10 protein-coding genes and 1 pseudogene are annotated in these 12,871 nt (G+C 61.3%); 4 read left to right on the top strand and 7 right to left on the bottom strand.

The features are described from left to right. Positions 1–35: 35 nt before the first annotated feature. A pseudogene (locus IVA82_RS43735) lies at positions 36–688 on the bottom strand (VOC family protein). 193 nt (positions 689–881) lie between these two features. On the opposite strand from IVA82_RS43735, the gene IVA82_RS43730 reads away from it, so the two are divergent. Together IVA82_RS43730 and IVA82_RS43725 are read left to right on the top strand one after the other, a co-directional pair. Beyond that, entirely contained in the window at positions 882–2,642 is a 1,761-nt protein-coding gene (locus IVA82_RS43730; protein ID WP_247384312.1) for an MOSC and FAD-binding oxidoreductase domain-containing protein, read from the top strand. A gap of 49 nt (positions 2,643–2,691) precedes the next feature. Then, entirely contained in the window at positions 2,692–3,288 is a 597-nt protein-coding gene (locus IVA82_RS43725; protein ID WP_247384310.1) for a redoxin domain-containing protein, read from the top strand. A 90-nt stretch (positions 3,289–3,378) separates the two neighbouring features. Here IVA82_RS43725 and IVA82_RS43720 read toward each other — a convergent pair whose 3' ends face one another. Genes IVA82_RS43720 through IVA82_RS43710 form a run of 3 tightly spaced genes read right to left on the bottom strand, consistent with a single transcriptional unit; the run spans position 3,379 to position 7,085 of the window. Continuing rightward, on the bottom strand, positions 3,379–4,326 hold the full coding sequence (locus IVA82_RS43720) for an aldo/keto reductase (RefSeq protein ID WP_247384309.1): 948 nt from the start codon (positions 4,324–4,326) through the stop codon (positions 3,379–3,381). Between the two features lie 12 nt (positions 4,327–4,338). Continuing rightward, complete coding sequence (locus tag IVA82_RS43715; protein WP_247493910.1) at positions 4,339–5,844, bottom strand: MFS transporter; 1,506 nt, start codon at positions 5,842–5,844, stop codon at positions 4,339–4,341. Next, positions 5,841–7,085 (bottom strand): HlyD family secretion protein, encoded by a 1,245-nt coding sequence (locus tag IVA82_RS43710; RefSeq protein ID WP_247384305.1) that lies wholly within the window; start codon positions 7,083–7,085, stop codon positions 5,841–5,843. Before IVA82_RS43710 ends, IVA82_RS43715 begins: the two co-directional genes overlap by 4 nt. Positions 7,086–7,216: 131 nt before the next feature. On the opposite strand from IVA82_RS43710, the gene IVA82_RS43705 reads away from it, so the two are divergent. Further along, on the top strand, positions 7,217–7,840 hold the full coding sequence (locus tag IVA82_RS43705) for a TetR/AcrR family transcriptional regulator (RefSeq protein WP_247384303.1): 624 nt from the start codon (positions 7,217–7,219) through the stop codon (positions 7,838–7,840). 254 nt (positions 7,841–8,094) lie between these two features. Here IVA82_RS43705 and IVA82_RS43700 read toward each other — a convergent pair whose 3' ends face one another. The 3 genes from IVA82_RS43700 to IVA82_RS43690 are packed head-to-tail and all read right to left on the bottom strand — an operon-like array spanning position 8,095 to position 11,745. Then, positions 8,095–9,519 (bottom strand): c-type cytochrome, encoded by a 1,425-nt coding sequence (locus tag IVA82_RS43700; protein WP_247384301.1) that lies wholly within the window; start codon positions 9,517–9,519, stop codon positions 8,095–8,097. A gap of 2 nt (positions 9,520–9,521) precedes the next feature. Further along, on the bottom strand, positions 9,522–11,168 hold the full coding sequence (locus tag IVA82_RS43695) for a GMC family oxidoreductase (RefSeq protein ID WP_247384300.1): 1,647 nt from the start codon (positions 11,166–11,168) through the stop codon (positions 9,522–9,524). A gap of 31 nt (positions 11,169–11,199) precedes the next feature. Beyond that, entirely contained in the window at positions 11,200–11,745 is a 546-nt protein-coding gene (locus tag IVA82_RS43690) for a sorbitol dehydrogenase family protein (RefSeq protein ID WP_247384299.1), read from the bottom strand. 202 nt (positions 11,746–11,947) lie between these two features. Between IVA82_RS43690 and IVA82_RS43685 the strand changes: the two genes are divergently transcribed. After that, positions 11,948–12,340, top strand: a complete 393-nt coding sequence (locus IVA82_RS43685; RefSeq protein ID WP_247384298.1) for a nuclear transport factor 2 family protein — start codon at positions 11,948–11,950, stop codon at positions 12,338–12,340. The last annotated feature ends 531 nt before the right edge of the window (positions 12,341–12,871 follow it).

Below are 12,871 nucleotides of genomic sequence, written 5' to 3'. Positions count from 1 at the left end.
GACCATACCAGATGATGGAAGACCCCGCCGTGGGTTCAAGTTGGCAATGGCTCGCCGGCCTGCTCCCGGACGATGTAGTCGGCGTACCAGTCCGCCCAGTTTTCGTCATACCCGCCCGTTCGTTTCTCATGCTCGCCATGCGCGACCGCAGCGCGCCGCAGCGTCGCCGCGAGGTCGGCTGCCGAGGTGAAAGTCGTGTCAGCCTCGACACGGCCGGGAAGCCGCGTGGTGATTTCCTGAAGCAACCAGCCATTGCCGTCGGGATCGCTGAACGAGGCCAGCGAGAAATAGCTGCGGCGTTCCGGATCCGGGCCGTCGAGGCGGACACTGCCGAACAAATGCGGCTCGTCGGCTCCGTTGTGCACGTCACCACCGCCGTGAAACGGTCCGCTGACCTTCACCCCGCGGCTGCGCAGATCCTTGCACGCCGCCTCGATGTCGGAGACGATCAAATATAGTCCCTTCGCGGAACCGGGTGCCGCCGCGGTGATATTCGCACCGAAGATGACCGACGCGCCCGATCCCGGCGGCGTGAACTGTATAACGCGATAACCGTCGGCAGCGGGAAATCGGCGTGGAGCCGTCAACCCAGATCGCCGTAGAACTGCTTGGCGCGATCGACGTTCGAAACCGGGACAACGACGATCTCGAGCTTCATGTCGAGCAACCGGGCTTGAGAGGAGGTCATCATGGCTGTTTCCCTGCTGTCGGTCAAAATTCAATGAGACGTGAACACAGAATCCGTAACTGGCCACTCATACATTGATATGACCGTCTTCTTCCGAAGGTCGAATGGAAAAACACACCACTCGAGACGAAATGAAGCACGATGGGTGGCTCATAAGGACGCAGCCAAGGTTTGCACGTTGTTAGGAAACGTGATGGGACGCTTGCTTTCGGTCAATGTAGGCCTGCCGCGCGACATCGCCTGGCAAGGCAAGACCGTGCATACCGGAATCTGGAAGGCGCCGGTTGAGGGTCCCCGCATGGTGCGCCGACTCAACATCGACGGCGACGGACAGGGAGACCTGAATGGCCATGGCGGCGAACGCCGGGCGGTATTCGTCTATCAGATGGATTCGTATCGGTACTGGGAGAGCCATCTGAGACGAAACGACTTCGTTTATGGACAGTTCGGAGAGAATTTCACCGTCGATGGCCTGTCGGACGCCGAGGTGTGTATCGGCGACCGCTACCGGATCGGCGGCGCCCTGTTCGAGGTGACGCAGCCGCGCGTGACCTGTTACCGGCTGGGCATCCGCATGAACGAGCCTGAAATGGCCGCGCTGGTGGTCAAGCACGGCAGACCTGGATTCTATTTCCGTGTGCTGGAGGAAGGCGAAGTGGAGGCCGGCGAGGAGATCACGCAGGTCGCCTCCGGGCCCGAGCGCATGAGCGTTTCCGAGATCGATGCGCTGCTTTACAAGCCCGGCCATCCCCGCGACCAGCTGGAGCGCGCGCTGCGCATCCCGGTGCTGAGCGTTGGCTGGCGTCGTTCCCTCGAGGCGTTGCTCACGCAGCAGCGCGAGGTCGCCGCGACAACGGGCAATGCCGGACTCGGTGCGGTGTCCGGCCCGCCGCCGGCGTGGCGGGGATTCCGTCCGCTTCGCATCTCGCGCAAAGTGCAAGAGAGCGGGAGCGTGACGTCGCTGCTGCTCGAGCCCACGGACGGAGAACCTGTCGCGGCGACCCTCGCCGGGCAGTTTGTCGTACTGCGGCTTGACCCGCCATCAGCGCCTGCGCTGATGCGCAGCTATTCGTTGTCGGGAGCGCCAGGTGCCAGGACCTATCGCGTGAGCGTCAAGCGGGAACACCACGGCGCGGCGAGCGCCTATATCGACGACGGGCTGCAAGTTGGCGACATCGTACAGGCAAGTGCTGCACGCGGCGATTTCACATTACGGCCGGGGGACACGCCTGTGGTACTGTTGAGTGCCGGCATCGGCGTGACGCCGCTGCTCGCGATGCTTCATGCGCTGGCGGCCCAAGCATCGACGCGGGAAATCTGGTGGCTATACGGAACCCGTAACGGCCGCGAACATCCGTTTGCCGAGGAGATGCGTGGACTTCTCAAATCACTTGCCCACCACCACACACATATCTGCTACAGCTCGCCGGATCCGCAGGATCGGGTCAACGTTGATTTCGACACGCCTGGGCATCTGAACGCGCGAGTCATCGGTGAACTCAACCTGCCGCGCAATGGCGATTTCTATATCTGCGGACCGTCGAGCTTCATGAGCGATCTGACTGCCGGGCTCAAAGAATTGGGCATCACGGCAGATCGCATCCACACCGAGATATTCGGTGCCGGTCCCTCCATTACCCCAGGTATTGCGGCTCAGCCGCGTCGGCCGCCGCATTTGCCGGCAGGCGCTCCCGGCTCGGGACCAATGGTTTCGTTTGCCCGTAGCGGTCTCAATGTCCGCTGGGGGCCATCGTTCCCCAATCTGCTCGAGCTGGCCGAGGCCTGCGACGTTCCCGTGCGGTATGCGTGTCGAACCGGGGTCTGCCACACCTGCGAGAGCGGCCTTGTGGCAGGAAAAATCGGCTACCGCCCTGACCCGGTCGACGCCCCGGCGGATGGCATTGTGCTGATCTGCTGCGCGCAGCCCGAGGCCGACGTCGTGATCGATTTGTAACGGCGTGCGGCCTGCACGCTCACGCTTACCAAATGATGGAGGACTTCAGATGCGACCCGACATGGTGCCCGGAGCTGTTTTCCCCGACTACGAACTCAGCGATCACACAGCAAAACATCGAAAGCTCTCCGAACTACAGGGAAAGGACCCGATGGTGCTCGTCCTCAGCCGCGGCGCCTTCTGCCCGAAGGACCGCCGTCAGGCTGAAGGTTTGCTGCAACTTCATCGTGAGATGGAGGTCGGCTATTGCCGGCTGGTCACGATCAGCACCGACAACATCACCCAGACCAACGAAAACCGCAGCGGCATCGGCGCGCACTGGCCCTTTCTCTCCGATCCGCGGCGCGTCGTTCAGAAGGATCTCGACATCGCCGAATACACCGACCCCGAACACAATCCCATGATCCCGCACGTGATCGTGCTGGAGCCCGGCCTTGTCATTCACAGGATTTACAATGGCTACTGGTTCTTCGGGCGGCCCACGATCGAAGAGCTCAGACAAGACCTGCGTGCTGTCAGCCAAAAATGCAGGCCGGACTGGGACATCACCACGCCCGAGCTTAAAGCTGCGTGGCAGCAGCGCCGTAAGGAACGCTTCTATCCATACGGCAAGAGCTTTGCACGAACTCTCGGCGAGCAAGGTTAGGAGCAGACGCTGTGTCTGCCCCACCTCTCTCGCCTGCGAACGGAACGTGGAAGTTGTCATTTTTACCCTCGCGGCTGCGCGCCACGCAATTCAGCTCGCCGCGGCCCGGGGGATAAATCCGGGCACGCCGGTCTCCACCACCGAGTTGAACCTGACGTTGGTGGTGATGCGGTCCCGAATTTCCCGCATGGCGTCCTCAGGCAGGGTCGAAATGTCAAAGTTCTCCCGGATGCGCACAGCTTTGGTCGAGGTGGTCAGGAAAGCGGTACCGCGCTGGACAGCCCAGGCCAGCACCACTTGCGCCGGCGTCTTGTGCACACGCTGTGCGATGGCTGTTATCACCGGGTCGGCCAGCACGTTCGGTTCCATGGCGTGTCCGACTGCAGCAAACGCCTGCAGCACAATTCCATGCTCCCGGCAGAAGTCGACCAGCTCCCATTCCGGCAGATAGGGATGGGATTCCACCTGCACGACCGATGGCTTGATCCGCGCCGCCGAAACGATCTCCCGCAGCTTCTCCAAGGTTATGTCCGACAAGCCGATCGACCTTGCGTGCCCGTCGTCAACGAGGCGCTCCAGCGCCCGCCATGTCTCCAGTAACGTAACGCCTGAATCGTAGATGACCCGCCCCTGTTCGTCCCTTGGATCCTGCTCGTCGCCCGGTTTGAAGGCAAAGGGGGTGTGGATGATGTAGCAATCGATATGGTCTACCCCCAGTCGTCGGCGACTGCCGTCGAAGGCAGGCTTGACCCGTTCCGGACGATGATTGGTGTTCCAGAGCTTGGTGGTGACGAACACGTCCTCGCGCCGAACAGTCCCGGCCTTGAGCACTTCCTGCATCGCCTCGCCAACCGCTTCTTCATTGCGATAGCGTTCCGCGCAATCGAAATGTCGAAATCCCGTTTCCAATGCAGCCTTCGTAGCCTGCCTGGTCACGAGCGGATCAGGGATCAGGGTGCCAAATCCCGCGGCAGGCATCAAAACAGATCCATGGTTGAGGCGAATACGTGTGTCGCGAAGCGTGTCAGGTGCCGTCATGGAAATACTCCTTCATTTGACGCTAATTGGCTGGCCGGGCTTGTGGAGAAAAAGCACGAGTGGGCTCACGATCAGCATGGCCAACATCAGGATTTTGAACTGGTCGATGACGGCGACGACGGCCGCCTGCTGGGTGATCATCCCGTTGAGCGCGGCAAGGCTTGGCTTGGCGATTGAACCCGCGACATGGGCTGCGGCGCGGTACGGCGTGAGGTTCTTTGCCAGCGCCAAATGCATGGCCTGGGTGTTGTTGTAGAAGAAGATCTGGACGACGGCGATGCCGATCGTGCTTCCATAGACGCGCGACAGGCTCAACAGGGCGGTGCCTTCGGGCCGTAATTTTGGATCGAGCGCGCTGAACGCCACCTTACCGAGCGACGGAAGCAACATGCCAAGACCGGTACCCTGAAGCAGAGTCGCTGCGACCACCAGTCGCTGATCCATCGCCGGTGAATAGCCGAGCATAAGCGAATTGGCATAGATCACCGCCGCCATGCCGCCGGCTATGAACACCCGACTGTCAATTCGTGCCGGAGCGAAGCCCATCAGCGCCACCGTCCCCACCAGCGTGACACCTCGTGCAAGGGTCATGTAGCCGGTGGTATCAACCGGATATTCGAGCAATTCCTCCAGCATCGGCGAGGTCAACGCCAGGGTCGGCAGCAGGACGAAGCCGACGGCAAAGAACATGATCGTCGAAAGAATGAAATTACGATCCCTGAACAGCGACTTGTTGAGAAAATGCCCGTCCGTCGTCATGATGTGCACGGTGAAGAGATAGAATCCCAGCGCCGAGAGAGCCGCTTCGGTCCAGATTTCCGCCGAGGCAAACCATTCCAGGCGTTCGCCGCGGTCAAGCACCGTCTGGAGGCCAATCATGCCAACCGATAAGGTCGCAAGGCCGAGGAGATCGAAGCGCGCGTTCTGCTCCGCTCTTTTCTCGGGAAGGAACAGTGCCACTGTCAGGGAGATGAATGCAGCCATCGGCAGGCTGAAATAGAAGATCGAACGCCAGCCGTGATATTCGCTGAGCCAGCCGCCGATGCTCGCCCCGCTGCTGATGCCAAGCACGATGCACACCGACCACACCAACGTGATCCGGGCATGACGCGGCTGCGGCAGCACATCCAGCAGGGTAGCCAGCGACAAAGGCGCGAACACGCCACTCGCGGCTCCCTGGACGATCCGGGCGAACACGAACTGGAGTGAGGTCGTCGCGAGCGTGTTGAGGATCAGCCCGACCACGAAGACGGCAAGAGCCACCTGATAAACCGTTTTGCGGCCGAAGCGCCCCGCGAGCCAGCGCGCCATCGGCATCACTGCGGCGCCCGCCGTCATATAGGCGGTAAACACCCAGCCGACCTCGTCGTTGCCCATCGACAGCGTGCCCTGGATATGCGGCAGCGCCGCGTTCGGCAGCGAGATGTTCACCGCCTCCATGTAGGTCGCCATCAGGGCCGCCACTGTGATGGCTCGATGGTTCCGGGTTGCAGTGCTCGCTGCGAGGGACGCGCTCATTTGGCCGCCTCCGTCGCGAGCACGAATTGGAGCGGATGGCGCCAGGTGCGGCGGTGGCCGGTGTCGACCCGCGCGGTCACGCTGATGCCGGAGAATAACGGCCGGTTCGGATCAACCTCATCAAGCTCGAGGCGCACCGGCAGACGCTGCACGACCTTGACCCAATTGCCGGTCGCATTCTCGGGCGGCAGCACCGCGAAATCGGAGCCAGTGCCCGGACTCATGCTGACGATATGAGCCCTGAATGTACGATCCGGATAGGCATCGACGTCGATCGTCGCCTCCTGGCCTGCACGCATGTGAGCGAGACCGGTTTCGCGGAAATTCGCCTCGATCCAGACGCGCCGGCTCGACAGCAGCGAGAACACGGGCGCCCCGGCATTAACGAAGCCGCCGACCTGCAAATCGTCAACCTTCGTCACGATGCCGTCGTCGGGTGCCCTCACCGTCGCATAGGACAGATCGAGCCGGGCGCGGTCCAGCTGCGCCCTGGCGGCGCGAACCGTCGGATGGCGGTCGATATCGATGTCCGGATCGCCGTTCAATGCAATGACGGTGCTGGCGATCTGCTGTTCGGTCGACGAGATATGCTGACGGGCGACCTTGAGATTGGTCTCGGCGCGCTCGTAGACCGCGCGCGGGGTGAAATCGGAAGCGACCAGCGCTTTCTTTCGGTCATACTCGCGCTCGTCAAAAGCCGCCGAATCCCTGGCCGACTGCAGTTCGGCCTGTTGTTGGCGATAGGTGGCCTTTAGCGCCTCGATTTGCAGGCGCGCGCTGCCGAGATGCCCGTCGGCTTGATCGACCGCAATCTGGTAGGGCTCCGGATCGATCCGGAACAGGACCTGTCCCTGCCGGACCCGCTGATTATCCTCGACGGCGATTTCCACCGCCTGGCCGGCAACCCGGGCGTTGATGGTCACCTTTGCCGCGCGAACGAAGGCGTTGTCGGTGGAGACATAAGGCTCGGCAGCAAGGTACACGGCGGCGCTGATGGCGGCCACCAGGATCGGCACCACCAGCATCAATGGCCGGCGCAGCCGTTCCCTGAGGCTCCTTCTGCGCAACTCCGTCACGCGGACGGGTGCGGCGCCCTCGAGAACCCGATCAAGCTGCGTCTCCGCCGCAAGCTCTCCCGTTGCGGCAGAGCCAACAGCGAAGTCCCCGACCTGGTGGAATTCCTTGCCGTCGCCTATCCCGCCGGCGACTGGCGCAAAACCGAGCTGCATGGAAGCGCTCACCTCTATTTCATTTTGTAACGATCACTATAAATACGGTACGACGACGCGGCAATCAAGAGTGCCGGTCTATTGAATTTTGTAACGATCCATCTAAATATGAGGCGAAGAGGCTCGACCGGAATATTTGCGGTATGGCACGAAAAAGCAGCGACACCGTATCTCCCCGCCGCGGACGGCCGCGGGCCTATGACACACAGGCCGCACTCAAGCGGGCAACTGAGACATTCTGGAAGACCGGCTACTCCGGCACTTCCCTCGACAACATCGCCGCCGCAACCGGCATGAGCCCGCCGAGCCTCTATGCCGCCTTCGGCAACAAGCACGCGCTGTATCTGGAGGCGCTCGCCCGCTATTGGGAGATCAGCCTGGCCGCCACGCGCGAAGCTCTCGCAGAGGACCGTCCCTTGGGCGAAAGCCTGATGCGTGCCTTTGAGGCAGCGCTGTCGATCTATTTTTCAGGAAAGGGCAGCGCGCGGGGCTGCTTTGTGATCGGGACCGCGCTAACCGAAGCCGTCGACGACGCCGCGATCCGGAACATTGTAGCGGCGGGACTGCGGACCATCGACGCCGATTTTGAAGCCCGCTTCCGCACGGCGCTTGAGGGAGGTGAGCTGAAGCACGATGCGGATCCCACGGCACTTGCGGTCCTCGCATCAGCCACAATGCACACCATCGCGATCCGCGCCCGTGCCGGCGCTCGCCGTGCCGAACTGAGTGAGATTGCCCGGAAGGCGGTGACCATAATCTGCGGATGAGATTCCGTGAAGCGTCGAGCAACCGTTGCCCGCTACGCGATGAGGATGGCTCGTACATTGTCGTTTTTCCTCCGCTGAAGGGTCGACGCATTCTGCAAGCCGCTGGACGTGCGCGGCTATAGAACCCTCGGCGGACGCCGGTCATATCAACGTATGAACGCCGCCGCTGCTGAACCGGATTGGCAAGCGTCAGCCGCTTGCATGACAATCCCAAGCGCCGAGCAACATGCACACGGCGGGTTGCGCGCGACATATCAGGCGACACGTCTTCGTCTGAGGAAGATCAGAAGAGTAATGCCCAGAAACGCGAGGGTGGCTGCGGCTATCATGCCGAAACGCGCGAGTGCCAGCAGCGGAGAGGAAGGACCGCCGCGGCGCGCCTCGGCGACCTGTTGTTCAGTGATGATGTTATCGCCTGCCCCATACTGGGCGAGCACATAATTGCCTAGCGCCGCAATGTTGAGATCGCTGAGTGCATTGGCGTCGGTCGTGCGCCCGCCGAAGCCGGGCATGAAGGCCTGTCTTCCCGACGTCGTCCGATTCACGCCGTAGAGAATCGTCGCAACCAGGTTAGTCGCGTTCTTCGCGCCAGTGGCCGAGTTCCAGAACAGGCTCGGATAGTAGCCATCCTTGCTGCCTTGGCCTTCAGCCGAATGGCAGGAGGTGCAATTGCCTCGAAACAGCTCCGCGCCGCCGGCAGCGGATTCGCTATCGGACCTGATGGCGGTGCGTCCGCGCAACCGTCCAAGCTCAGAGGACATCTTTCCAGCCGCGAAGCGGGAAGTGTCGACCGCAGGGTCCGAGACGGCCGGAATGCTCTTTACATACGTCGCGATCGCATCGAGGTCCGTGGCCGCAAGGTGCTGAAAGCTGTTTTCGACTGCTTCCGCCATACTTCCGGCCGCCTGCGCTTTTCCGGATAGATGTCCCGTGCGCAGATACACCACCAGATCTTCCTTGGTCCAGCTTCCAATGCCGCTTATCGGGTCCGACGTGATGTTCGGCGCGTACCAGGCGCCGACTTGTGCGCCCGACAAAGCGCGGCTCGCGTCCTCCTGCATCAGAAAGCCGCGTGGCGTGTGACAGGTGCTGCAATGCGCGGCGGCCTGCGCGAGATAGGCGCCCCGATTCCATTCCGCCGATTGATGCGGATGCGGCACGAAGGTTGCCGTGCTCAGGAACAGTAGGTTCCAGCCTATCATCGACGCGCGGACGTTCATCGGAAGCGGCAACTGGGTCGGCGGCGAGCGCTGTTCGACGGGCTTCACCGCCAGTGCGAAGTACAGGTAAAGCGCATGCGCATCGTCGTCCGTGAACTTGGCATAGGACGTGTATGGCATCGCAGGATAGAGGTTGGCGCCATCGCGTCGAACTCCGCGACGGAGCGCCCGCGAAAAGTCTTCCTCGGTGTAGTGGCCAATCCCGAAATCGACCGACGGTGTGATATTGGTCGAATAAATGGTTCCGAGCGGCGTCGAGATGGCCAGCCCGCCAGCGAAAGGCTTGCCTCGTGGTACCGTGTGGCAGGCGCCGCAGTCAGCGGCAACCGCCAGATATTCCCCGCGCCTGATCGCAGCAGCCGTTTGCCCCGGCGAATCAGCCGCCTGACAAATGCCGGTCGCCGCGATTGTGGCAAAACAGATGAGCAGCGCGCCGAGGTGTCGACTGCAGTTGCCCATGATCAGCCATGCTTGAGTTGATTGGTGATCGCGTCAGCCGCCTTCAGCGCCAGCGCCGTCATGGTCAGCGTGCTGTTCGAAGCCGTTGCGCTGGGCATCGCGCCGCCGCCAGGCAGGAACAGGTTGGCGTGATCGTGCGCCCGGCAGTCGGCATCCACCACCGCTGTCGCCGCTTCCGCCCCCATGATGCAGCCGCCCATTATGTGGTCGCTGTTGAGAAACTCGGGCGACAGTTGGAACTTGGTAGCGCCGAGTTCGGCAGCCAATTGCTGCAGCCGCGGCACGGTGTATTCTTTGGCGCTTTGGCGCACGTAATCGCCGACGTCGTAATGAATATTCGGCTTGTTGATGCCGAGCCAATCTTTCTTGCTGGACAGCGTCAAACGGTTGTTTGCGGAAGGCAGTATCTCATGCTCCACGGTCAACCTTGCAGTGCAAGCGGAAAGCCGCCGGATCTCGCTATCCAGAGCCTTGCCAACCAGACCTTTTTTCAGCGCGGCCGCCGCACCGAGGGGGCTGCGGGCGAAGTTCTCCATCCGGAACATCGCTCCGGCGTAGCGGCTGCGGAATTCGCCCTGCGTGGTATTGAGGATGCTACTGCTCTGAACCGGACCGACGCCTGTCCACAGCGGTTCTTTGAGCTCCAGCTCCGCTGTGAGCTTCGGCTGATCCATCATGTTGCGACCAACCTGATCGGAGCTGTTCGCGACACCGTTAGGATTGCGCTCGTTCTTTGACAGCAAAAGCAGCTTTGGCGTCTCAATACCGTTGCAGGCAATCACGAAGATCTTGGCCGTGACCCTGTGCGAGCGCTTGTCCGGGTCGAAATAGTGAACCGCCTCGACCGAATTCTTCTCGCCTGTCTCGATTCGATAAGCGACCGCATTGGCCAGGATTTTGCCGCCCTTGGCCTCGATCTTTGGCAAAGCCGTCGCCGCATCGTACTTGGCGGCGATCGGGCATACCGGAAAACAGTTGTTGTTGCCGCAACACGCCGGCCGGCCGTCATACGAGACGCCGCTATTGCGAGCCTGAGGCGCCGGCAGGTTGATCATCCCAATTCTCGCGGCGGCCTCGGTAAAACGATGCTCACCGGGACCGAACGGAATTGGTCCCATCGGATAGGGTTTTGAGCGCCTGCCATTTGGCGGCCATTGCAGCGTCGGGTCGAATGGACCGCTCACGCCGATCGCGTATTCCGCGCGCGTGTAGTAGGGCTCGATAATTTCGTGGCTGAATGGCCAGTCCCGGCCGACCCCATATAGGCTTTTCAGACGCATGTCCTCGGGCGTCAGACGCCAGCAGATTCCGGCCCAGTGCCAGGTCGCGCCTCCCGCATAGCGGACATAACCCTGGAGATACGCCCGGGCATTCGGTCCTTCCAGTTGAAGGTATTGCTCGTGCTCTTTGGCCGTCCGCGTTTCGAGATGCGGCGCCCACGGCTTCGGTGGATACGGCGCATTCCAATGAAACAGCCTCAGGCTTGGCGGCAGATTCCGGAAATTCTCGACAACTCGCCAGCGATCGACGCGCGGACCGGCTTCGAGCATCAGCACGGACAAGCCGGCGTCTTGGGCCTGTTGCGCGATCAGACAACCGACAACCCCGGTTCCCACGACGACGATGTCTGCACTGTATTCGCTCGCCATCTGGATAATTCCTCTCTCGAGAGCACCGCGTTCAGAATTGAGGCATATTGCTCAGTGGGGGCGCCTCAGCCGTCCATCCATTCGGTCCGGAGATCGCGTAGGACGGAATGGTCATGATGTCCCTCGTCGGCTGATACATGAGCGCATATTCGTAAGCGAACACCTCGGCATCGGGAGCGTCGGTTACGACGCCGAGATACCAAGCCGAAATGATCGAAAGCGCGGCATCTTTCAGCGGGCCGTCCGGAACATCGGCAAAGAAGTCCTCAACGACTCGCGCGTTCCTCTCTCGTGCGATCGCAAGGAGCCCGTCGATTTGCTGTGACAGCGACAGATTCAGCGCGCCCATCGCGGCCGCCATGCGCTTCCCGACCTCCGCGTTGAGACGGTGCGGAACCAGCAGTGACGAAATTTCCATGAACCGCGCCGCAGCTTGATCAGGCGACGAGGTCGGCGCCGCAAGGGCGGGCACCGCTGGGAGCGCGGCAATCCCGACGACTAGCAGCCCACCCACCAGCAGCTCGCGGCGAGCGAGACTGAATGCCGAAGGGGAATCGTCGCGGTACCGGTCGCGCATATGCGTACACCTCGCTGTTAAGAGCCATGGCGCTGTTCGATCCTGCAAGCCACTGGCGTGTTCGGCCATACAACCCTCAGCGGAGTGCGATCATATCAAGGTATGAGCGGACATCATGAGGCGACGACTGGCGCGATCGATAACAGCGCCCTACGTGCGAGGTACCAGGGATTGTAGCGCGAAGCGAAGGTCGGAGGATGAGATGGATGATCGAACTGTACGTATCGCGCTGGAGCGTCATTGGGAGGCTTCGGACGCCAGCGATTTCAAGGTCGAACACGAAATCTACCGTGACGATGCCGTGCTTGTTTATCCGCAATCGGGCGAGCGGATCCGCGGCCAGCACAATATTCAGGAGAGCCGAACCGTCCAGCCAAATAAGAAGCGTTTTACAATCCGGCGAATAATCGGCGGCGGCGTTCTCTGGGTCACTGAATTCGTGCTTACCTATGACGGCATACCATCCTACGCGGTGAGCATCATGGAATTTCGCGACGGATTGGTAGCCAACGAAACGCAATATTTCGCCCACGGATTCGACCCCGGACCCTCGCGTGCACATCTTCTTGAGCCATTCGTCACCACAAGCTCTTAGGATCATCAAGACCAAAGCCCGGAGCATCGATAGCGATCTACGAGAGCGCGGAACTGCGTTGCCCCCGCTATTGTGGGCAGTGCGAGGCTGAACCCAGTCTCCCAAGGGCGAACTCATTGTCCGCTCGAATGTGCGGGTCGTGGGCGGACGTTCCGAGCCCCGCACGCCCAAGATGGGGCCGCGCTGTGACGTCCTTTCGATTACCACACGCGCATGTCGTTCAAACCGTCGTCAAGACTAGATATGGCGTCTGGATCGAGATCCAGAACTCTGGCTAATCCCGTTTGTTCGAAGGGAGCCGTGTTCTTTGGGATCATTCTCCGGAACAACTAGTACCGGAGCTTCGTCATATCCTTTTCGGCTACTGTAGAAAACAAGTGCCATTAGGCCAAAACCAACGGCGAGAGAAAAGAGCTGGTCCCGCTTGTCTGAACAGACTTTCCGCGTCGATAAGTGGAGCCTCTGCCGAGATTAGGCCGCCACGCGGAGCGGCGGAAGGTTGAAGTAGGCTTGATCCGGGGTCATGTCGTC

The organism is Bradyrhizobium sp. 142 (assembly GCF_023074015.1).
Classification (GTDB): domain Bacteria; phylum Pseudomonadota; class Alphaproteobacteria; order Rhizobiales; family Xanthobacteraceae; genus Bradyrhizobium.
The sequence above is the reverse complement of the archived record's forward strand: the minus strand, read 5'-3'. Positions and strand labels throughout refer to the sequence as shown.